Source organism: Streptococcus ovuberis, assembly GCF_012396585.1.
GTDB lineage: Bacteria > Bacillota > Bacilli > Lactobacillales > Streptococcaceae > Streptococcus > Streptococcus ovuberis.
On record NZ_JAAXPR010000004.1, the window covers coordinates 135996 to 158546 of the forward strand.

Below are 22551 nucleotides of genomic sequence, written 5' to 3' on the forward strand. Positions count from 1 at the left end.
AGAACATATGAAAAAATCCCCCTTACTCCTGTTGGTCTTCCTATTGAGCCTGTTTGGCTTTTCTGGGATAGCCCATGCAGATGAAAACGTCCTGCGTGTCGGTATGGAAGCCGCCTACGCTCCCTTCAACTGGACCCAAGATGACGACAGCAATGGTGCTGTGCTGATTGAAGGAACCAGTCAATACGCCAACGGCTATGATGTCCAAGTGGCTAAAAAAATTGCCGATAAGATGGACAAAGAATTAGTCATCGTTAAGACTTCTTGGTCTGGCTTGATTCCAGCCCTTACTTCCGGGAAAATCGATCTCATCATTGCCGGTATGAGTCCCACTGAAGAACGTAAACTGGAGATTGACTTTTCCGATAGTTACTATACCTCTGAACCTGTTTTGGTGGTACGTTCTGACAGTCCTTATGCAACGGCTAGCAGCTTAGCTGATTTTTCAGGCGCCAAAGTCACCTCTCAACAAGGGGTTTACCTTTACAACCTAATCAGCCAAATTGACGGTGTTGCCCAACAAACAGCTATGGGCGACTTTGCTCAGATGCGCCAAGCCCTCCAATCCGGCATTATTGATGCCTATGTTTCAGAACGTCCAGACGGGATTTCTGCTCAAATAGCCTCTAAAGACTTTAAAATGATCTCCTTAAAAGAGGGCTTTGACGTCAGCGAATCTGACGTAGCCATCGCTATCGGAATGCGCAAAGGTGACAGCAATCTAGCACTTGTCAACGAGGTTCTAGCTGATTTTTCCCACGACCAACAAGTCAAGCTCATGGACAGCATGATTCCTTTGCAGCCTGTTGCTGAAGACAACGGCAGCAAACCTTCTTTCTTAGGGCAAGCACTGGCCATCCTGACCAACAACTGGAAAACTCTGCTAACAGGCGCCTTGATGACCTTGCTCATCTCCATCGTTGGGACAATAGCCGGAACCCTTATCGGCTTAGCGATCGGTGTATTTCGAACTGCCCCCAAGGCCACGAATAGAGCGCTAGCCCTTCTCCAAAATACCGTTGGCTGGTTGATCAACATCTATATCGAAGTTTTCCGTGGGACACCGATGATCGTTCAATCCATGGTTATCTATTACGGAACTGCCCAGGCTTTCGGCCTCAATCTCGATCGCACGCTGGCCGCTATTTTCATCGTCTCTATCAATACAGGAGCCTATATGAGCGAGATTGTTCGTGGTGGGATTTTTGCAGTCGACAAGGGACAATTTGAAGCGGCCACAGCCCTCGGAATGACCCATAACCAGACCATGCAGAAGGTTGTTCTACCACAGGTCATCCGCAATATCTTGCCAGCGACTGGTAACGAGTTTGTCATCAATATCAAGGATACTTCTGTCTTGAATGTCATCTCCGTAGTCGAGCTCTATTTCTCAGGAAATACCATCGCAACACAAACCTACCAATACTTCCAAACGTTCACGGTCATCGCAGTGATTTACTTCATCTTGACCTTTACCGTCACCCGCATCTTACGTGCAGTGGAAAAACAGTTTGACACCGACCACTACACAACCGGAGCCAATCAAATGCAAGTGGAGGTTGTTCATGACTAATACTATTTTAGAACTTAAGAATCTCAAAAAATCTTATGGGAACAATGAAGTTCTCAAGGACATTTCCCTGACTGTTGAACAGGGCGAAGTGATTTCGATCATCGGTTCTTCTGGATCAGGGAAATCCACCCTGCTCAGATCCATCAATTTATTGGAAGTCCCGACCGGAGGAGAGATTCTCTTTCATGGCCGTAACATCATGGACAAAGGGTTTGAGTTGACAACTTACCGGGAGAAGGTTGGCATGGTTTTTCAATCTTTCAACCTTTTTGACAACCTCAATGTCTTGGAAAACACCATTGTCGCCCAAACGACCGTCCTCAAACGTGATCGTGCTGAAGCTGAGAAAATTGCCAAACATAACCTTAAAAAGGTCGGGATGGGAGAGCAGTATTGGCTAGCCAAGCCTAAACAACTCTCAGGTGGCCAAAAACAGCGGGTAGCCATCGCCCGCGCACTCTCAGTCGATCCGGAATGCATCCTCTTTGATGAACCAACTTCTGCCCTTGACCCAGAAATGGTGGGCGAAGTTCTCAAAACCATGAAGGACCTCGCAGACTCAGGCCTGACCATGATCATCGTGACGCACGAGATGGCCTTTGCCAAGGAAGTCTCAGACCGTGTCATCTTCATGGACCGAGGCGTCATTGCAGAAGCTGGCACCCCTGAGCAAATTTTTGAAGCTCCTCAAGAAGAACGCACCAAAGTCTTCTTACAACGCTTTTTAGGATAGAACGAAATAGACCTGCCATCTTTCATGCAGGTCTATTTTATCTTTTCGTTTAATTTTCTGTCACAAACTGAGTCAAAACGCCATTGATAAAACGGGCTGACTGTTGATCTGAAAAAGTCTTCGCAAGCTCAATGGCTTCATTGACTGCTACCTTGGCAGGCGTCTCATCTAAAAAGGACAACTCAAAGAGGCCTAACCGTAAAATGGTCTTATCTACCAAATTCAAACGATCCAAGGTCCAACCTGACTTTAATTTTGGCGCCAATAACTGATCCAATTCTGACTGGTGACTGGTCACACCTTGAATTAAATTGAGCATAAAAATCGGCAAATCCTGCTGCTCAACAGACTCCGTCTGTTCGTCCCACTCGTGGGCGTAGGCAAATTGAGCCGCTTGCAGACTTTCTGAGCCAAATTCCATCGCCAAAAGGGCCTGAAAAGCTTTTTCACGTAACTGACGGCGGGAGAACGTCTTAGTCATTGAGGAAATCCTCATTGAACAAGTCCTTCAAGTCAGGCTTTTGAGTCTTGTCAGGAGCAATGCCAATCACATGGATATTGACACTGTCAATGGTCACATCCGCATAATTGTAGACAGCGGTCTTGACCGCCTTTTGAATGTCCATAGCCACTGTCGGAACACTGACCCCGTACTCTAAGTAGACGTAGATGTCTGCTGTAATCACACCTTCATCATCAGTGTGGAGGTAAACGCCACGTCCCTTACTGGTCTTGATAAGACCATCTGAGACCGCTTTGTTGCGAAGGGCATAAACACCGTCTACCTTGGCCGCCGCGATTCCAGTAATCACTTCCAACACACGAGGAGCAATAACGATTTCACCTAAGTTTTCCATCGTGAATTCCTTTCTATCCTTACTAGAGTCCAAGCCTAAGCGCGAGAGACGTAAGTTCCTTCTGCAGTGTTCACAATCAATTTTTGACCGATTTCGATGAAATCAGGCACATTGACTACCAATCCTGTCTCCAAGGTCGCTGGCTTACCAGAACCTGTGACAGTCGCCCCCTTGATAGATGGCTGAGTATCTACAACAGTTAATTCAACCGTTGTTGGTACGGTCACACCAATCACTTCTGTTCCAAAGAATTGGATTTTAACTTCGGCATTCTCTAAAATGTATTTCAACTCTTCTTCAACATTAACAACAGGAATTTCATATTGCTCATAAGACTCAGTGTCCATGAAGAAAGCAATGTCATCCATTTGGTAAAGGTAGGTCGCCGGACGTGTCTCGATAATAGCCTGCTCAAATTTTTCATCTGGACGGTAAGTAGTATCGAAGGTTGAACCGGTACGCACATCACGCAATTTCATCCGCATGATAGTATTTCCCTTACCAGGTTTGTGGTGACTAGCTTCCAAAACACGGAGCAGACGTCCTTCGTCTGTTGTAAAAGTCATTCCAGCTCTTAATTTACTTGCATCTACCATTGTTTACATTACCTCATTATAGTTTTTCTTGTTATATTCTAACATAAAGGCCTTGATTTCTCAAATGTTTCCTACGAAATCCCTAGGAGATTATAGGGGAAAATCCCTTTTCTCTCTGATTGCTATCCTGCCAGGTACTTCAGGCTTTGCCTTAAACCATCGACCACACTCACACCTTAAAACGCCCCCTCACGGCTGTCATCACGACAGGAAAATGCCAAGCACGACTCACTATCAAATATTGGGGAGCCAAGACCTAGCCCCCTCTTTTTAAACCATTGTTTGAGCTGCTCAATCCTTGGATGGTCTGATTGAGTGTCGACACTCTTTCCTATGTGCCAATCGTCTAGGTGACGAGTACCCTTTGGGATTAGAAGTGAAAAGAAGGATTGGCCCTAGCCTCTTTCGCCATCAGCTAACCCTTTACAGAACAATGAGTTCCTTAGGCGCCTTAGTCAAGACCTTGCAACCGGTCTCTGTAATGAGGAGGTCATCCTCGATGCGGACGCCGTATTTCCCATCTAAATAAATCCCAGGTTCATCTGTCACTACCATTCCTGCTTCAAGCTGATCTAGCGTCTTTGTGAAGAAGGGCACTTCATGAACATCCAGCCCCATTCCATGGCCAATTCCATGCGTGAAGTTAGGACCATAACCGTTGTTCTCAATAACTTGGCGAGGAATGCCATCGTAGTCTATGTAGGTCATTCCAGCCTTAGCTTGATCAATTAAGGCTTGATTGGCTGCTAGGGTAATCGCATAAATTTCCCGTTCTTCATCGGTCACATGCCCGACATGGATAGTCCGTGTCATATCAGAAGCATAATGGTCATAGTAGCACCCAAAATCCAAGGTGACGGATTCTCCGAGCGCAATCACCTTCTCACTGGCTCTGCCATGGGGCATAGCCGAACGATCGCCCGACGCCACAATGGTATCAAAGGAAATGCCAGACGCTCCTAGCTCCCTCATCCTAAAATCAAGGAAATTAGCCACTTCAAGCTCAGTCTTACCAGGCTTGATAAAATCTAGGACATCGATAAAAGCTTGGTCAGAGATTTGGCAGGCACGTTGAATGGTCGCAATCTCCGCTTCATCCTTGATCATCCGCAACTTCTCAACCAGATTGGTTTGGGCAACCAAATCATACCCTTCAAAGGCAACCTCTAGCGCCTGATAAAAGCCATAGCTCACCGTATCCTCAAACCCTATCCGCTCCAAACCGTCCGCTTGAATCAACTGAGCCATTTCTGTCAGAGCCGTCCGGCTGCTGATGACATCGCAACCCTGAACCACCTGCTTGGCAATCAAAGCATAACGGTCATCTGTCACAAAGATTCTGCGCGTCTTGCTGACCAATAAGGTCCCTGCCGACCCCCAAAAGCCTGTCAGATAATAGATATTATGTAAATCAGTGATGAGAACGGCATCTAGGGATTGCTCCTCTAACCGTCCGCTCAAAGCTTCTAATCGTTTTTCCATACTGTCCTCCTCTTTCAACGGATACCCTATTATATCACAAGGGCGACGAGAAAAAGAAGGAGAACTTAGCATTCTCCTTCTAATCCTGATTTTCCTGAGAGGTTATAGACGATTTCTCGAGGTTGATCTGATTGGCACCCGTCCCCAGTTTTGCTCCTTGAGAGCTGGGTGTCCCAGTTGGTAAACACGATCGGCCTGCTGGGTAAGGGCGTCCCATGGCTCTTTGCCAATGCGTGTGACAAGCGCTACCTGACCCTTGATGCTGGACAGATGGGCTTGCCCAGCTGGGCTAAAGCCCAAGACCCGCACCGCAGACGGCAGCTCCGTTTCTGTCGCATTGACGAGGATATAGGTCAGCACCCGTCGCACCCGCGCCTTGGTGTAGCGTTTGGTCGCAACTGCCTCGACTAACTCCTCTACCGTCGCTACGCTCCGAATAGCAGAGCGGATACGACTACCCAGCTCTGCATTGACCTGATAGAGGTCTGTCAGATTTGGATGGGTCAGAACCTGATAGCGGAGCAGGGGGAAATAAGCTTCCCAGGAGACCTGTGGTGAGGAGAGCAGGAGATCAGCCACCGGGCTGACCCTGTGGACAAAATCGCCATCTGCTATGTGCTTGCGGATGGCTGTCGCTGACGCATACTGCTCTGCCATTTCCTCCGAGTGAAAGCCAGCCCCCTGCCGAGCGATAGGGCAAAGGGCAATCCCTGTCCCAGCTGCCGCCTTGGCATAGGCCAGCGCCAAAATGTGGTTGGGCGTCTCACCCGTGAAGGTCAGTCCCGTAAAGGTCTTCCACATGGCCTGCGCCTTTTCAGGGTAAGACAGGTGGTCAGGCAGGCGCGAGAGAAAGGCCTCCATCTCTTCTGCCTGCTTGGCGTAGGTGTCCGCAATCAGCTGATAGTCCATGACCGCCTCTGTCCCAAAGGCCAGCTGGTTAATCCCCAGCTGCCGCAGGATGCCCACTGCGCCTTTGGCAAAGTAGTCCGCCGACTGGACAGACACCAGAAAGGGCAACTCGACCACGATGTCTGCCCCATGCTCTAGTGCCATCTGCGCCCGCGTCCACTTATCCACGATAGCAGGCTCCCCCCGCTGGACAAAGTTGCCAGACATGACCACAATCTTCAGCCCTTTCGCCTGGTCTAAAAGATACTGATGCCCGTTGTGGAAGGGGTTAAACTCTGCGATAATGCCTGTTGTGGTCATGGAAAGCCTTTCTAGATGTTTTATCGTTTAATTTTTAGATGATATGACGGCTGTAATTCCTTATTTTTGTTAAGGTTATATTCACTTTTCGGTTTGCCACCTCTTTACAAGTTCCATAGCCTCCTGCTCATTAGCATGTCCTATATCATCCTTATGGTGATTCAAAACGAATGAAGCCAATTTTATCTGTTCAATTTCAGTAAACTCATCTAATTTGTTCTTATCAAAATCCTGAATTAAATTATAAATTTCATCTTGAGAAATATATTCCGAATAGTATTTCAAATCGAAACTCCATCCATTTCCATCAGTCCCGGTCCACCGTCCTGCTAGTCCACAAATAAATTTAAGCTTATTCACTACATTTTTAAACAAACCGTCTAAATAAGACTTCGCTCCGTCTTGATCAAAACACTGCCACAAATAAAAAATAATATAAATGTTCGACATATTCAAAAGTGAGACAGAGTTTGCAATTTCACTGATTCTACTAACATACATTTTCTCGATTTCTTCAAGATGAGGTAGAGTAATAAGCTGGTTCTCTTGTTTTTCTGAATTTCCTGCTAATCTTCCATAGGCAAGCTCTATCCTATTAATGATTGTAGCCAAGAGGCCAGCACTAGACACATCCATATTTTTCACAGCAGAACAAATAAAACTAAATCTTTCTTCCTCTGTTTCAAGCCTGTCTATTATATGGTATACAAGATACTCAGCCTTACTCTTTGTAGATATTCTGAAAAGGACTTTTTGCTCCTCACCTTTAAATTCACCCTGTAAATTAATGATGACTGAAGCTAGTATTGTTAAGCGATTATAAGGAATTTCATCAACCAACGATTTTAATTCTTCAATAAAATAAGCAATATTTCCCTCTTGATTGATTTTTAAAATAACTTCTTTTAATTCAGTAGAATCAAATTCATGTATGCATTGATTAACTGTATTTCTAGAAACTTTAATATCATCTAAATCAAACATAAAGTATAGTTCAAATCTTCCTTCTCCTCTAGCTCTCATCTTACCTCTTGCATCTGAATAGGAATGATAACCATATTGATGCTCTTTGACAGCATTAGCAAAAACAGGAAACAGAGTTGAAACACAACTTATTGCTAAATCAGGATTTATACCTAATCTTTCAAACTCATCATGATAAAATTTTCTATAATCTAATTTATTACTATATGAAAAACTATACGCAAAGCCTCCGCAAACAGCTTCTTTATTGCTAGCAATCCACTTATATAACTCTGGTTCTAGTACCTCTAACGTTGTAATTGCTATCATATCTTCAAAGGAAGTTTCTTGATATACCAAACCATACCTAAACTGAAATGTATTTACTACTCGATTCACATCTCTTAAAGTGTAGATAAATGGTTCTATGCAATTTCTAAAAACATTATTCCAATAATTCTCGTCCCATTCTACTTTATCAGGAAGATTATTAATAACCCGATCAAGTTTAGAGAAAAATATATCATGTAATTTTGATTTTCTTAGTTCTGGTAATTCAAATGGTATTTGAATAATTTTCTCTAAATATTCATTTCCATCTATATTATGAACTTCTGTTAAAGCACTACGGACAACATCTCTATCCATGGCTAATACATATATGACATTGGGAAAATCAGCAACTTGTTTAACTAATTGAAAAATATCTCTAATCTGTGAGTTAGTCAGTCTATCTATATCATCAATTACAATAATGATTTTCTTGTTAGCATCGACCAAAGCCCGTTCTAGATTCTCTCGAGCTTTATCTAAATCAATATTTTGCATCAGATTAGCACCTTTGGCCTGAGCTATAGTTTTTAATATTGCAGCTACGCCTGACCCTACTAATGGAATCATAGATAATGCATCAAAAGCACCCGAATAATCACTTAATGCCTTACCAACTTTCTTCTTCAATTGTTCATTATCTTGAACATCTATTTTGTTTTTTAAACTTTGAAAAAATAAACTGATAAGATTATCTTTATCAGAGTAATTCCATGGGGCAAACCTCATAATTATCGGCTTATTTTCATCTTTCTCAGAAAGTTTAAGAATTTCATTTTCTGCAATATTAATAACGGAAGTCTTACCAGTTCCCCATTTACCAAACAAACCTATTACCAATCCGTCTTTTCCACTATACTCATAGATTGCTTTTCCCAATTGTTTTGAAAATGAGGCTCTACCTAATAAATCATCTTTTGCTGTATGAATCGGTTTATCTGTATTATAATCCATATTTATACCCCTATTTTTATTCGTTATGGAATAATATTTCCCTTATCTAATAATTAGATAATTCATTAGAATTAATAACTTAATTAAGTTAAATTACTATAATCTCTCAATACACGATTAACTCTTACACCTTACACATTAATATAACTCCATTATACCACAAAAAGCCCTTGGTTTAGGGCTTTTTCACGATTTGTGAAGCAAACTTAGGAAGGATATAAGGCTCAGCGGAACAATAGGTTGCCATTAGCGGAAGGATAGAGAATAAATCAACACACTCAATGCTAAAAATACTGTGCTCTCTGTGGCTAGTTACGCCCTACTTCCTCCCCACAAAAAACCACCGCTTGCTGGTATCGGTCGGCTCCTTATCCTCAAAGTCTGCATAGACCTTGACATCAGTAAAGCCCGCTTGTTCCAGCAGAATATCGTAGGTCAGAAATTCGTAGGTGCGTTCTTCGTGAATCTCATCGTAGCGGGTAAAGCGTCCGTCCTCGTCCTTGATGAAAAAGGTCAGCTCATGGACAACGGAGTGCGGCGCCTCATCTTCATAGGTGTCCCAAACCATAGCGAAATCTTCTGCATTTTCATGATAGGAATAGCCCGGGAAAACCTCGTCCGTCTGGTAGGTCGAGTGAACATCAAAAATAAAGGTGCCTCCGTCATTGAGGTGCTCATAAACCTGAGCGAAGACATCCCCCATCTCCACCTCGTCCGCCAGATAGCAGAGGCTGTCCGAGTAGCAGGTCACCAAGTCAAAAGTGCCCACACCGCTCAAGTCCAACATATTGCCTGCCACAAAGTCAACGGCAACCTTGGCAGAGGAAGCCCGTCGTTTTGCGACCGCAAGCATCTCCTCACTCAAGTCCAAGCCCGTCACCTCAAAGCCCGCTTGTGCGAACCGCACCGACTGCATGCCCGTCCCACAGGCCAGCTCCAGCAGTTTGGCTTCCTTTGGTTTTTTAGGAAAATGGCGGAGCGAAAAGTCCGTCCAAAAATCATAGAGCGAATCGTCCATGATAGCATCATAGACCGATGCAAAAGTGTCGTAGTTTTTAGTCATATCTTTTTTCCTTCCCCATTCCTTTAGGTGATAGGGTCACAAGGCAGACCATAACGCCAAACCTCTTAGGGCTTTGGCTACGGTCTACACTGGACTTGACAAAGAAAAAATAAAATCTCTTTGTCGAATCGTGTCCCCAACCCTCTAAAAATCGGCTTTCTCAGGCTCGCTTGATAAAATTCCACCAAAAGACTGGAAGTAAGCCCTTGCCTCTTACCATTTTCATACCTAATAATCGCAGTAGTTGAATTGCTCGTCTTCGTCCAACGAGCTGTGACAAACCTACTCAACTGTGCCAATCAAACTCTAACGAGTGACGAATTGCTGTACTACTCCACAAAAACCTTGCCATTGGCAAGGTTTGTCTCTCACGCCAAATATTCTGTCACATCCACCATTGGGGCTTCATGCCAGAGTTTTTCGAGGTTGTAGTGGGCACGGTCATCGTCGCTAAAGATGTGGACGATGACGTCATTGAGGTCTAGGAGCACCCAGCCACCCTTGCTGTCGCCTTCGATATGGCTGGCATCGTGTCCAGCTTCCTTGACTTTTTCACGGATATTATCCGCTAGAGCTTCCAACTGGCGCGAGTTGGTCGCTGTCATGATGACAAAATAGTCCGTCATGCTGGTCAAGCCTGCCAAGTCCAACACCACAATATCCTCTGCCCGCTTTTCATCAGCGGCTTTCACAATCACTTCTACTAATCTTTCTTTCGTCATTGGTTTTCCTTAATTTTATTTTTTTTGATACTGACTGAGGTGGTCGGGTCGCCAGCAACCGCCAATGGCGTTTCATGGCTAATCTTAAAGCCTAAGGTCTTCAAGATTCCCTCGTTGCAGACGTTGCTACTTCTGCAACTTTGACCACGGCGTCAGTATCTCTTATCAGTTCGCTTCGCTCACTATTCTCTATTTAATAAATCTAGTTTAGTAAAAATCTCACGCTCATCCTGATTAAAGACTTCAAAGCCTAAGTCAGTCAAGAGATGAGCCATTTTGTCATTGTCCTTGACATAATCTGCCCGCACATGGTCACAGACGGGGTCAGCGGTTGCGAGCGCAATGACCGCTTCCACTGCCGCACGACCGTAACCCTTTCCCTGATGCGCTTGGTCAATCATCAGCCGCCAGATCATGTACTGATTCTCTTCCTCATCAATATCCAGTAGGACAAATCCGACCACCTCATCTCCTACCCAGACAGCATAAGGAAAGACATCGCCATTGTCACGATAGAGCCAGCACTCAGCAAGAGATGTCGCATTATCTGCGACCCAGTGTCTTTGCTCCTCATGCACCTTTAGCTGTAAGACCTGATAAAAGCTGGTCTCATCGACAGGTTTCAAGTCAATCATAGATACCTCACATAAGCATTATAGGTCTCTAAAGTCTGGGGATAGATGGGAATGCCCTTGTGAGCCAAGTGTTCGATCGTTCTCGCTGTTTCGTAGGCAACAGCCTTATCAAGGTCTTCTGCTGCCAGCTGGCGAGCAGTCTCCACCCCTGGGAAGTCTCTGCCTGGTTCGATATAGTCGGCAACGTAGAGGACCTTATCAAGGCGTGTCATCTCACTTGCCCCGACGGTGTGACGGGCGATGGCGGTCAAAATCTCCTCATCTGTCAGTCCAAACTGCTCTGTGATCAGATAGCGTCCAACCAGACCGTGCCAGACGTTATTGCCCCAAGTTTTGAGGGCTGGGTCCAGCTGGTAACGGTCAATGAGGTCAAGAAAAACGCTATCTGGTTGCTCCTTGGCATAATCGTGCAGGAGAGCCGCAAGGCTAGCCTTAACAGGGTCGCAAGCGTAGCGGTCGGCGAGCTCCAAGGCAGCTTTCTCCACGCCTAAGACATGGCGGAAACGCTGCTCGCTCATCTGCTCTGCTATTTCCCCCAGTAATTCCTCACGTGATAAGGTGAGATAGGCGTCGTATCTCATAGGTAGAGCCCCTTTTCTTCGATATAATCTAGTACCTCATGTGGCAACATAAAGTTAGGTGTTCTGCCTTGTTTGATAAAGTCGCGCACCATACTAGAAGAAATGTCCATAAGCGGTACATCGACCCAGATGATAGGGTATGATGTTCCTGCCTTATAGCGTGGACGCTGTACGCCGACAAACTGTACCAACTGCATCAACTCATCAATCCGATGCCATTTTGGCAGATACTCAACCATATCCCCACCTATGATAAAGTAATAATCCGCTTCCGGATGCTGCTCCTTGAGCAACTTCATGGTGTCATAGGTATAAGAAATGCCCTTGCGCTCTAGCTCAATCGTCTCGATACCCAGTCCTTCAATGCCAGCAATGGCACGCTTGAGCATCTCTAGGCGATGCGCCTCATCGATCGTCTCCTTCTTATCCACATGGGGCGGTGTGAATTCCGGCATCAGATAGACCTTGTCCAAATTCAGTTGTTGGCGTACCTGATCTGCCACCAACAAATGCGCATTGTGGACAGGGTTAAAATTCCCCCCCAGGATACCGATCTGCTGGCGATCTGTTGGTTTTTCTTCTATTTGCAATTCGACCTTAGTAAAAGGGGTCAACAGTTCAATGGCCATGTTTGTCCTCTCTTAGATGTCCCTAACTTTGACAGACAGTTTACGGTTTTCCTTCTTAGCAGATTTCTTGAAAAGAATCAGGACACGTCCGATTTTTTGAACCGTATCTACGCCGATTTCCTCTTCCAAGATTTCAGCAACCTCATGGATGTCCTCGTCCGTGTTCTGGAGGAGGGTCACCTTGATGAGCTCACGCGCATCTAGCGCCTGACGAATGCTGGTCTTAATCTGATCGTTAAGGCCATTTTTTCCAATTTGCACGATAGGTTTCAGACTATGCGCCTGACTGGTTAAAAAAGCACGTTGTTTGGATGTTAATGTCATGGTTTCTTCTTTCTTTTTTAGGGAAATGGCAGAGCAGTCTAGTTGACCGTCTCGAGCCACTTGTCGATAGGTATGTTGAGTTTGTAGATGCCGGTATAAGGTCGTTCTAAATAGGTCGTCCTTCCCTCTGGATAGAGATATGCGATGGCAGAATTCTGCCCGGGCTTGAATATCATTTCAACTCTGGCATAACGCTCAGCATAAGGGACATCATTGACCGATTTTTGACGGGTCTTGTGAGACTGAGAAAGGGTCTCAAGAAAAGACGCGATTGTCTCCTCGTCTTCTATCCGAAGAGGCGTATCTGGTGAGACCAAAAACGCTGTGTCTTTTTCTGTCGAAAGTGTGATGGCGCTGATTTCTCCTGCTTCTGGCAAGCTAGGCGCAGGTCCCACAGCGACGCCACTCCGATACCAGAAGACGAGTCCCAGTAAACCTAGGCTTAAACAGAAGAGGACTATCCTTTTTTTCATTCCTTTCCTTCCCTTCTCTTCCACAACGTTTTACTTCACAAGACTTAAATAATGGCTTTTCGAATCACCACATCCACCCCTTTTGGTGCCCAACCAGCAACGCGAGCCGGCCCTTGGACCCTGATCCAACCAAGACCAGAAAAAACCACATCTGTTTTTTCCTTGATGGTAAATTCATGGCGGACCAATGGTGGCAAAGCAACCGCTTCTTGCTGATTAGGGGGTTGCAGGAGATCTCCGACATGCTTGGCATAAAAATCTGTCGCCCCATCCAATTTAGTACGATGCAACGCCAGTTCATTGTCAAAATAAGCCGTAAACCCTTGCTTTTCCCCTGAAATGAAATCAAAACGTCCCAAACCACCTAAAAAAAGCGTCTGCTCAGGATTGAGCTGGTAGGTTTTTGGCTTGATTTCCTTACGAGGCGACACGTATTTGAGGTTTTTAGCGCTCAGGTAATGCGCCATTTGATGGCGGTGGATAATCCCTGGTGTGTCATAGATAAAGCTACCATCATCCAAAGGAATCTCAATCTTGTCCAGAGTCGTCCCTGGAAAACGGGAAGTGGTGATGACCTCCTTATCACCGGTCACCTCTTGGATAATCGCATTGATTAGCGTGGATTTACCAACATTGGTCACTCCTACAACATAGACGTCACGGCCTTTGCGATAGGTTTCAATCTTAGCCATCAATTCCTTCAAGCTAGTCTTTTTATGGGCACTGGTCAAAATCACATCAACTGGTCGCAAACCCACTTCATGCGCCCGCTCCGTCAACCACTGGGTAACCTTACTGGCCTTAACAGACTTGGGAAGGATATCCTGTTTGTTCCCAACCAAAAGCACATCATTGCCCGACACAAAGCGTGACAGTCCTGGAATCACCGATCCGTTGAAATCAAAAATATCCACCACATTAACCACTAAGGCATCGCTATCGCCCACTTCATGGAGCAGTCGGGCAAATTCATCATCTGTGATGCTGACATCGGTAATGTCGTTGTAGTGACGCAAGCGAAAACAACGCTGACAATAAACCTGCCCTGTCTCTAAGCCCTTGTCCAAAGCAGATTGGGGGGTAAATCCAACCGCCTCTTTATCCCTTGTCTGAATGACTGCACCACAACCAATACATTGTAATTTTTCGTCCATTTTTATCCTAGAGTCTCCTTTGGTAGGCAATCGGTCCGTACTTCGCCACAATTTTCTTGAGCATAGCCCTCTCCCGCATGCGATTAATCTTGGTCTTTTTAGAATCGGTCTGAACCAATGGTCTAACCAGAATAGAACGAATGCCTGCTCGGTGCGCCGCCCGAATATCCGTCATTAACTGATCACCGACCATCACAACTTCTTCTGGTTTGATATCAAAACGTCGCATAGCCTTTTTGATACCGATATTAAAAGGCTTCATAGACCAGGATACAAAAGGAATCTCCAGTTGCTGAACAGCGCGACGCACCCGTTCCGTTGTATTATTAGAAACAACGACAACCTTGATCCCTGCATCTCGCATGTCATGGAGCCATTCCTTCATCTCCAGAGTGCCATCAGGATTGTCCCAAGCAATTAACGTATTATCCAAGTCGACCAGAACCGCACGGATACCATGTTTTTCTAAATCTTCCACCTTTAGGTCATAAACCGCTTCAAGCGCAAACGTTGGTCTATATTTTTCCACTACTCAACTATTCTCCCAATTATTCATTACCCTTTATTTTACCACAAAACGTGATGAAAAGACAGCAAAGCTGTACTATTCCAAGATGTACGCCTGAAGAAACGAGAGGTCGGTTTTTAGTGATCATCACTTTTTCAAACTATTTTGTTCTATTTTTTACAAGGAGACTCTCAGTTCATTTATCCGTTAAAAGAAAATGTCCTCATAAAAATATTCTTTTCTAAGAAAACACGCTCTCGGAAAATATTCTTTTTTCATGGTTCTATCGCCTACTATTGGGGGATTTTCAAAGAGCCAGCTCTCAGTTTGACCACACGGATTAAACCTCCGCGTCCAAGCTTGTCAAGAAGCCGGCTAGAAGAAACTACGGTTAGTGTCAAATCATTCTCGGAAGTCCCTGTTCATTGCCTTTGTTGGCATATTTTTTGCTATAATACCAGTAGGAATATTCTTCCAAAACTTGCTCAGATGAGGTTTTTATGAAAAAATTTAGAATCATGCTGCATGTCTTGCTTTTCTTGGTTCAGAGTGTCATCCTTTATCTTGCCTATCAACAGGACAATAAGCTCTTGATACTGGCCTGCCTGATCGGGATGCTTAGTACAACCCTCTCTTCTCAGGGGATTGAAGTCTTCCGAGTAGCTTTGATCTCAGGATTTTTAATATTTTTTAGTTATATACTTTACCAGTTAATTATTTTGTGGTAAACTAGCCTCATCAGCCATGTCTGATAAGTTTTAAAAAAGGAGGACCTGATGGCAGAAAAAACCGATTTGGCTTCAGCCTATCGCAGGCTTAAAAGTCCAAACATTAAAACGCGTAAACGCGCTCTTAAAATTATCCATGAGCATAAGCGCCATGGCAAACGCTAATCCCTAAGCGTATTGATTTCTTAGCCATTTTATCCCTAAATGGTTAAATCAAAACATCTCGCAGGCTCATCACCTAGCGAGATGTTTTTTGATGGCATAAAGACGCCTCCATTGGCTCTAACACGCTGCTCCAAAAGCGCGATGTGCTCCATAGGCACTTGAAATGATACTGCTACGGAAGCGTTAATGCCTTGCAATCGGACTGGCCTGATCAGACAGATAATTGCAGATATTAGAGGGGCTTTTGAGGTATCCAAAAACTGTTTGGACAAACCCGTGCGTTCCATCTTAAATAGTGGTTTCCGAGAAAAAACCGTCTTCTTTCTGAGGACTTCATCACCTTGTTTTCGCAGCAAGCAGACTCTGATAAACCTTATATACAACAGAAGGCATTACTCCTATCCTGCTCAATCTGTCACTTGCCCAAAAGAATGGCTACTGTTCTTGTGGTAATCTGTTCAACCATACCAGCTCCGATACCCGCGCTAGCCTACTGCAGGGCATAGCCTTGCCTGGTACCATATGAGACTGGCAAAGCCTCCTCAGCAGCTTAACATTTCACCCCGAGCAGGTCACCAAGTACCTTTCACCGAAAGCAACCTTAGCATTACCTATCTCCAAAACTCATCAAACACTGTAATCGGTAAATGACGCTTATGTTCGGTCTTACGCCACCAATTTTCGATGATTTCTTGAGATTTAGGAGAGACTTCCTTGCCTTCTAGGTAATCATCAATAGCTGCATAGCTGACGCCAAGAGCCACTTCATCGGCCAACCCAGGCTTGTCTTCTTCTAAATCAGCGGTCGGTACCTTCTCATAGAGGCTAGCATTCGCTCCAAGAGCCTGAAGCAAGGCCCGCCCCTGACGCTTGTTGAGGCGAAAGAGGGGCATAATATCCGCAGCACCGTCGCCAAACTTGGTGAAAAAACCAGTGATGTTTTCCGCCGCATGGTCTGTCCCAATCACAGCTCCTGAGCGCTGGCCAGCGACTGCATACTGAGCAATCATTCGCTGCCTAGCCTTAATATTGCCCTTGTTAAAATCAGAAATGTCTTGACCCGCACCTGCCAAAGCAGCCATCATACCATCTGTCGCTGGTTTGATATTGATGGTTAGGACCTCGTCAGCCTGAATAAAAGCCAGTGCTTTTTGGGCATCTGCCTCATCCGCTTGTACCCCATGAGGCAGACGAATAGCGATAAAGCGATAAGCCGTATCCCCTGTTTCAGCGCGCATTTCTTCCATAGCCAACTGGGCTAAGCGACCAGCCAACGTTGAATCTTGCCCCCCAGAAATCCCAAGCACATAAGTTTTCAGAAAAGGATGTTTATAGAGATATTCCTTCAAAAAATCAATGGTCCGTCGGATTTCTTCTTCCGCATCAATGACAGGCTTGACGCCAAGTTGTTTAATAATCGATTCTTGCAAACTCATCCCTGAACCTCCTCACTCTGTTCCTGAGCACGTTTTCTCACCTGATCGATAAATGCCATCTTGTTGTCCCAGACCTCTTGGGCCAAGTCGACAGGGTAGATTTGCGGGTTGAGGACTCGTTTGTATTCATCCCAAAGCTCTTCGAAGGCGGTACGAGCGTAAGCTTGGATTTCTTGAAGGGTTGGCAGCTCGTAAACCCGTTTGCCTTTTTCAAAAATCGGAATCATAAGCGGAACTGCCCCAAAGTTTTTCACGGTCTTATTAATATACGTGTAGGTCGGGTGGAACATGTAAATCTCATCCATGGCAGGGACATCTGCATCCGCAAAGGTGATATAATCGCCTTCAGACTTGCCTTTTTCCAGACTGGTAATCCGCCAAACTTGTTTTTTGCCAGGCGTTGATACTTTTTCAGCATTGTTGGACAATTTGATTGAGTCAATCATGATGCCTTCATCATTTTCAATCGATACAACCTTATAAACAGCACCGAGAGCCGGCTGATCATAAGCCGTAATCAATTTGGTTCCAACACCCCACATATCGATTTTAGCTTTTTGCATTTTAAGGTTAAGGATGGTATTTTCATCTAAGTCATTGGAGGCATAGATTTTAGCTTCTGTAAAACCAGCTTCATCCAGCTGTTCACGGACTTTTTTGGAAATATAAGCCATATCCCCTGAATCAATCCGAACACCTTTGAAGTTGATCTTATCACCCATTTCCTTAGCAACCTTGATGGCCGCAGGCATCCCAACGCGCAAGGTATCATAGGTATCCACTAAGAAGACACAGTCCTTGTGGGTTTCTGCATAGGCCTTGAAGGCTTTATAGTCATCCCCATAAGCCTGAACTAGAGCGTGGGCATGCGTCCCAACAATCGGAATGCCAAAGAGTTTTCCAGCGCGAACATTTGAGGTTCCTTGCGCCCCTCCAATGAAGGCTGCACGGGTCCCCCAGATGGCTGCATCCATCTCTTGCGCACGGCGGGTTCCAAATTCCAAAAGGGGCTCATCGCCAATGACTGACTTGATCCGAGCTGCCTTAGTCGCAATCAGTGTCTGATAATTGACAATGTTAAGCACAGCCGTTTCTACCAGCTGACACTGGGCCAAGGGCCCTTCGATTTGAACAATCGGTTCATTCGCAAAGACCAAATCCCCCTCACGGGCAGACTTGACCGTCAATTCAAATTTAAAATCTGCCAAGTAGGCCAAAAAGTCCTCTGGATAGCCTTCGTCACGCAGGTAAGCCAGATCTGACTCGCTAAAGGTCAGCGTTTCAAAATAATGAACCAAGCGTTCCAAACCAGCAAAAACAGCGTAGCCATTGTTAAACGGTTGCTTTCTAAAATACACCTCAAAAACCGCATGGCGATTATGAATGCCTTGTTGGAAATAAACCTGCATCATATTAATCTGATACAAGTCTGTGTGTAGGGTTAATGAATCATCAGGGTACATAGGCCTCTCCTTTTCTCATCTGAGACGATAATAAGTTTATTATACCATAAAGAAGAGAAGCATATAGGGTTAGGGAACCGTTTGTCGGCTCCATTCACCATTAGTGCTCATAAACATTCCCAAAAACAATCCATGGACTGCACGAAACCCCACCCGAACGGGTGGGGAGGGAGATAATCATTAGAGAGGCTTTAAGCTACCAACCACCTTGTCCAAAAGATTTAAACTTATCTTTTGACGTTCGTGTTCCCGCGTCAAGGTAGTAGAAGAAAGAAGTTAAATTATGAGCATCCGCATCTTTATCTAAGGTATTTTTTACGTAATACCCCACAATCTTCCCAGGATGTGCACCAGGCAAAATTGTAATCATGTCATTTATCATATTTAACTTTGTTCTATAATGTAGCACTGGGATTTTTTTAGCAAGCAAGTTTAATCTTTTCGTTGTTTCAAATAATTCACCAAGATGTAATCCTGGACCATTGAAGTTTATGACCTTCTCTAATTTTGAATCTTCCGTGTCCTCAACCAATTTATTTGCAGCTTGATAGGCTTGATAACCACCCAAAGAATGCCCAGTAATATACAATTTTTTAAAATTACCTAGCTCAACAATTGCTTCAGCAACTTGATCTCTGGCAGCATCTTTATACGAACCCACTCCAAACAAAAGGAAAGAATCTTTTAAAAATTCCAGAAATCCTTCGTCAGTACCTCTAAAAGATAAAATAGCATTATCACTATGCTTATCCTTAAACACAGCTAATGTTGATTTTGTTGTACCGATTAAACCTATGTTTCGCTCATAAAGGTTAACATAATTAAATTTTTTAAATAGCGCTAAATCTCTCTCCGATACAGCAACTCCTTCTAATTGTCCTTGATCAACTAATTCTTTAAATTTTCTTTTATTGCTCTGCCCTTCTTCAGAAAAAATCTCTCTCAATTCACTATCAGAACGGTACGCCAAAGCTGCAAATATCGCCAAATCACGGTCTGAAACATTCCAAACACCAACTTCTTCTGATTTTTCATCCTTGTTAAGAATACCATCACCATCAGAGTCTTCGTTTTGGTATTCTTGCTTTAGGAAATCTGCTTGTTCATCACTTTCTTTCAAGTTAAAGAGATAACGAGATCCAATGTCAGTTTTTCTAAAATCTTCAAGATAGTAAACTTTGTCATCCACTAAATCTACACCAAATGTCCGGTAAGATTTTGGAGACCTAAAAATTAGAAACTGATAATCGTATTGATCCTGGAACACCTGATAATTATAGTAACCAGATAAATCAGGGTGTTTCTGAGTCAAAAATTGACGCATCTTATTTTCAGCATTCTGAAGTTGCTCCTTTGTCGGTCTCCAAGTTTTAGGGTAAGATATCTTTTGAATTAATTCTCCATTCCTGGTGACAATTTCGTGCATATCTGCTCTTCGGCTAGAAAAACTAAAATTTCCATGGTAAGTCACAACATCTATATTACCATCATCACGTTTAACAAATCGAATGTCTCCACCACCTGCCAGTCCGGAATTTACATAGTGAAAAATAAGCTGTTTTGATCTATTAATATTATAATGCTCACGGTAAAACTCTGTCCTATCTCCTGTAAGTAAACGATGAGGATAGATATAACCATATTTTTCAGCCATTTTTTCATAGAGCAGATAAGCTTCTCTCGGCGTTAGAAAGTCCGAGATCTCTTTAGCTACCTCTGCTTTTGTATCTGTCTGATACCAGATGAAATCCAATTTTTCCTTAGTTTTATCTCTAATACCTTTTTCAAATTGATTGTAGGCGCCATTGTCAATTCGCTGTGAGTCCGCTTCACCAGGTAACAACTCTGTGCTGTAATACGATCCTTCTGGGATAAAGTGATGAAGATTCTTACTAGTATTTTTTTCCAACCGGTTCCAGTCAATCCTAATATCACGAGACAAATCGTAATTACTATGAATGTTCCACTTCCTTATCAACCCATTCTCAAAGATATTGATAATCGTCTTATCACCACTATCCATTACCTTCGTCGGCTGTCCTCCTTTGACGGTATAAATGGCAGTAATTCTCTCCAGATGGCTTGTCGGCTCTGCGAGAATTAACTCTTTATTCCCATCACCATCAATATCGTGGAAGGTGTAAAGGCTGCTCTCTTGTTGATCGATGATTGGCGCAAAGAATTCCTCAGGATTGTAAATCTTAGTGCCAATCCGCCATACTTCGTCGATTGCTGGCGTCGTTTCGCGGCTGATTTCATCCTCTGAAATCACTTCTCCATCGAGCGAGGTTCTACGCTTTAAGACGGTTAAGGCACCATATTGACCGGCAGTTTCTAAATACCGTTCCCCCTTTGGCAAGGTATCATCTAAGATTTCCTTCACCTGATTGAATAGCTCTCGTTTCTCACGTACGATTTCTATACTTGTCACTCCCATGCCCAAACGGATCACACGAGGTCGACCAGTCGGTGACTCTTCCGAAATCATTTCCTTGTGAACAAGCTCATCTTGGGTATTGTAAAACCAGTTTTCTTGACGAATCTTTTGGGAAATTTCTCCCTCATCTTCCACAATCCTTGTCCCTTTTGACAAGGAGAAGTCTTCGATATAAATCGTCTCCGGCTCCAGTTGCTCTTTGGTCTCAACGGTATCCACTCTTTGATTATCACGAATCACTGAAGTCAACACTTGACTGGACACCTGAGGTTCCTCTGGAGATTTTTCAGTCCTCTTGGTGGATTCTTTTACTATTGTCTCGACAGATACAAGCTCTGAGGTTACCTCAGACAAGTTATGGTCAGAATCTTGTGTCGGTTGAGAAACAGCTGGACCAGTTGGTAATGGTTCCTTATCTTTTTGCCCATCCTGATTTTTTTCGGATTCAGGTCGGGAAGGAGTATCAGCATGACTCTGGTCTTGACCTTTTAGCAACCCTGTCTCTGCTTGAGGAAGCTCCGAATCGGCTGGTCTTGAAACAACTCCATCCTCCCCTTTCAGGTCACTTTTATCTTGGTCTGAGCCAGGAGCTTCTTCCGAGATAAGTGTCGTATCACCAATAACGTTTTCATTAGAAATTGCCAGACCATCACTGCCTTTTCCCTTATCTGTAGCTACCGAATCTGTTTCCTTCGGAGCTTCAGTCAATGGCTTGTTTCCAGAATCTGTTACTAACGGTGCGTCTTCTCCCTTGTCAACTCGTTCCTGTTCATTATTAGTCAACTGAGGCTCAGAGACTTCCAAATCAAGTCCTGAATCGTGCCTCAACTCATTAGTAGATTGATTAGTGTCTGTGATAGCTTCAGTTGCTATAACAGTTGGTACAATTTCTGAGCTAGGCTGAGCCGATAGGGTAGGCTCTTCTTTCGTAGCGTGGAAAGGAGAGTTGCTATTGGGTGAAACCTGACTATCTGTAGCCTCATCACTACCACTCTCTAAAAAATCGCTGATAGCTTCTTGATCATCCCGTGGGAGTTCTGCCACATATTCGACACGGGGAACAACTGTCTCTATTGATGCGTCCGTGTCCTCTAGAACAACATAGGCTTGTGCTACTTGCCCATTATCAACTATCAGACGCGTCCCATCTTGACTAATAAACAAGACATTACCTGCATAGATGAGATCCGCATTGCTAATCTGATTAATCTGGATTAAGACCTGCAAGTCAATCTCTAAAGCCTGGGCAATAGTGGACAAGGTGTCTCCCCACTTAATCAAATATTTAGTTTTATCTTCTGAGGTTTCAATATCCCTCTTTATCTCTTTGACAGTGCGAGCAACCCAGATAGACTGCTGTTCATTTGCTTCAGTAGGTTGAGAAAGCAACAAACTTATTGATGCCAATCCTGCAACTACAGCCCACTGCCCGGTGCGACGTTTACGTAATTTCGGTACTTGGTCCATACCATTCTCCTTTTGTTGTTAATACCTTGTGTTCATAAAATAAGCCAGTCTTTCAGTTTAAGGTTTTTG

At 44.2% G+C, this 22551-nt stretch carries 23 protein-coding genes; 4 read left to right on the forward strand and 19 right to left on the reverse strand.

Annotated features, from left to right (window positions below; all coding sequences use genetic code 11):
• Window positions 1–7: 7 nt before the first annotated feature.
• Window positions 8–1573 carry an ABC transporter substrate-binding protein/permease gene (locus HF992_RS03685; protein WP_168548709.1) on the forward strand — a complete coding sequence of 522 codons (1566 nt, stop codon included), beginning with the start codon at window positions 8–10 and terminating at the stop codon, window positions 1571–1573.
• Window positions 1566–2306, forward strand: coding sequence for an amino acid ABC transporter ATP-binding protein (locus tag HF992_RS03690; protein WP_168548710.1), 741 nt, complete (start codon window positions 1566–1568; stop codon window positions 2304–2306). Before HF992_RS03685 ends, HF992_RS03690 begins: the two co-directional genes overlap by 8 nt.
• 49 nt (window positions 2307–2355) lie before the next feature.
• Here the strand turns inward: HF992_RS03690 and nusB are convergent, their stop codons facing one another.
• The 15 genes from nusB to HF992_RS03765 form a co-directional block, all read right to left on the reverse strand.
• On the reverse strand, window positions 2356–2787 hold the full coding sequence (gene nusB, locus HF992_RS03695) for a transcription antitermination factor NusB (RefSeq protein ID WP_168548711.1): 432 nt from the start codon (window positions 2785–2787) through the stop codon (window positions 2356–2358).
• Window positions 2780–3163, reverse strand: a complete 384-nt coding sequence (locus HF992_RS03700) for an Asp23/Gls24 family envelope stress response protein (RefSeq protein WP_168548712.1) — start codon at window positions 3161–3163, stop codon at window positions 2780–2782. The genes nusB and HF992_RS03700 overlap by 8 nt, the downstream gene beginning before the upstream one ends.
• 35 nt (window positions 3164–3198) lie before the next feature.
• Complete coding sequence (efp, locus tag HF992_RS03705) at window positions 3199–3759, reverse strand: elongation factor P (RefSeq protein ID WP_168548713.1); 561 nt, start codon at window positions 3757–3759, stop codon at window positions 3199–3201.
• A gap of 423 nt (window positions 3760–4182) precedes the next feature.
• A complete protein-coding gene (locus tag HF992_RS03710) occupies window positions 4183–5241 on the reverse strand; it encodes a M24 family metallopeptidase (RefSeq protein WP_168548714.1) in 1059 nt (352 codons plus the stop codon).
• Window positions 5242–5343: 102 nt separating this feature from the next.
• Complete coding sequence (locus tag HF992_RS03715; protein WP_168548715.1) at window positions 5344–6450, reverse strand: nucleotidyltransferase; 1107 nt, start codon at window positions 6448–6450, stop codon at window positions 5344–5346.
• An 81-nt stretch (window positions 6451–6531) separates the two neighbouring features.
• Window positions 6532–8697: a KAP family P-loop NTPase fold protein gene (locus tag HF992_RS03720; RefSeq protein ID WP_168548716.1), complete on the reverse strand. Its 2166-nt coding sequence runs from the start codon at window positions 8695–8697 to the stop codon at window positions 6532–6534.
• Between the two features lie 319 nt (window positions 8698–9016).
• The gene (locus HF992_RS03725) at window positions 9017–9760 is read right to left on the reverse strand and encodes a class I SAM-dependent DNA methyltransferase (protein WP_168548717.1); all 744 of its coding nucleotides are present in this window, start codon (window positions 9758–9760) and stop codon (window positions 9017–9019) included.
• Window positions 9761–10128: 368 nt separating this feature from the next.
• Entirely contained in the window at window positions 10129–10482 is a 354-nt protein-coding gene (gene rsfS, locus HF992_RS03730) for a ribosome silencing factor (protein WP_168548718.1), read from the reverse strand.
• A 182-nt stretch (window positions 10483–10664) separates the two neighbouring features.
• On the reverse strand, window positions 10665–11117 hold the full coding sequence (locus HF992_RS03735) for a GNAT family N-acetyltransferase (protein WP_168548719.1): 453 nt from the start codon (window positions 11115–11117) through the stop codon (window positions 10665–10667).
• Window positions 11114–11698 carry a bis(5'-nucleosyl)-tetraphosphatase (symmetrical) YqeK gene (yqeK, locus tag HF992_RS03740; protein WP_168548720.1) on the reverse strand — a complete coding sequence of 195 codons (585 nt, stop codon included), beginning with the start codon at window positions 11696–11698 and terminating at the stop codon, window positions 11114–11116. Before yqeK ends, HF992_RS03735 begins: the two co-directional genes overlap by 4 nt.
• The gene (locus tag HF992_RS03745; RefSeq protein ID WP_168548721.1) at window positions 11695–12327 is read right to left on the reverse strand and encodes a nicotinate-nucleotide adenylyltransferase; all 633 of its coding nucleotides are present in this window, start codon (window positions 12325–12327) and stop codon (window positions 11695–11697) included. Before HF992_RS03745 ends, yqeK begins: the two co-directional genes overlap by 4 nt.
• Before the next feature lie 12 nt (window positions 12328–12339).
• Complete coding sequence (gene yhbY / locus HF992_RS03750) at window positions 12340–12651, reverse strand: ribosome assembly RNA-binding protein YhbY (RefSeq protein WP_168548722.1); 312 nt, start codon at window positions 12649–12651, stop codon at window positions 12340–12342.
• Between the two features lie 38 nt (window positions 12652–12689).
• Entirely contained in the window at window positions 12690–13124 is a 435-nt protein-coding gene (locus HF992_RS03755) for a DUF5301 domain-containing protein (protein WP_168548723.1), read from the reverse strand.
• Between the two features lie 44 nt (window positions 13125–13168).
• Window positions 13169–14278 (reverse strand): ribosome biogenesis GTPase YqeH, encoded by a 1110-nt coding sequence (gene yqeH, locus HF992_RS03760; protein WP_168548724.1) that lies wholly within the window; start codon window positions 14276–14278, stop codon window positions 13169–13171.
• A gap of 7 nt (window positions 14279–14285) precedes the next feature.
• Entirely contained in the window at window positions 14286–14807 is a 522-nt protein-coding gene (locus HF992_RS03765) for a YqeG family HAD IIIA-type phosphatase (protein WP_168548725.1), read from the reverse strand.
• A gap of 479 nt (window positions 14808–15286) precedes the next feature.
• Between HF992_RS03765 and HF992_RS03770 the strand changes: the two genes are divergently transcribed.
• Together HF992_RS03770 and HF992_RS03775 are read left to right on the forward strand one after the other, a co-directional pair.
• Entirely contained in the window at window positions 15287–15514 is a 228-nt protein-coding gene (locus tag HF992_RS03770; protein WP_168548726.1) for a hypothetical protein, read from the forward strand.
• A gap of 48 nt (window positions 15515–15562) precedes the next feature.
• Entirely contained in the window at window positions 15563–15679 is a 117-nt protein-coding gene (locus HF992_RS03775) for a putative metal homeostasis protein (protein WP_168548727.1), read from the forward strand.
• A 35-nt stretch (window positions 15680–15714) separates the two neighbouring features.
• Here HF992_RS03775 and HF992_RS03780 read toward each other — a convergent pair whose 3' ends face one another.
• The 4 genes from HF992_RS03780 to HF992_RS03795 all read right to left on the reverse strand — a co-directional run bounded on the left by HF992_RS03780 (window position 15715) and on the right by HF992_RS03795 (window position 22482).
• Entirely contained in the window at window positions 15715–15966 is a 252-nt protein-coding gene (locus tag HF992_RS03780; RefSeq protein ID WP_168548728.1) for a hypothetical protein, read from the reverse strand.
• A gap of 324 nt (window positions 15967–16290) precedes the next feature.
• Window positions 16291–17115, reverse strand: coding sequence for an ammonia-dependent NAD(+) synthetase (nadE, locus tag HF992_RS03785; RefSeq protein WP_168548729.1), 825 nt, complete (start codon window positions 17113–17115; stop codon window positions 16291–16293).
• On the reverse strand, window positions 17112–18578 hold the full coding sequence (locus tag HF992_RS03790) for a nicotinate phosphoribosyltransferase (protein ID WP_168548730.1): 1467 nt from the start codon (window positions 18576–18578) through the stop codon (window positions 17112–17114). The genes nadE and HF992_RS03790 overlap by 4 nt, the downstream gene beginning before the upstream one ends.
• Before the next feature lie 196 nt (window positions 18579–18774).
• Complete coding sequence (locus HF992_RS03795) at window positions 18775–22482, reverse strand: G5 domain-containing protein (protein ID WP_168548731.1); 3708 nt, start codon at window positions 22480–22482, stop codon at window positions 18775–18777.
• Window positions 22483–22551: the final 69 nt, after the last annotated feature.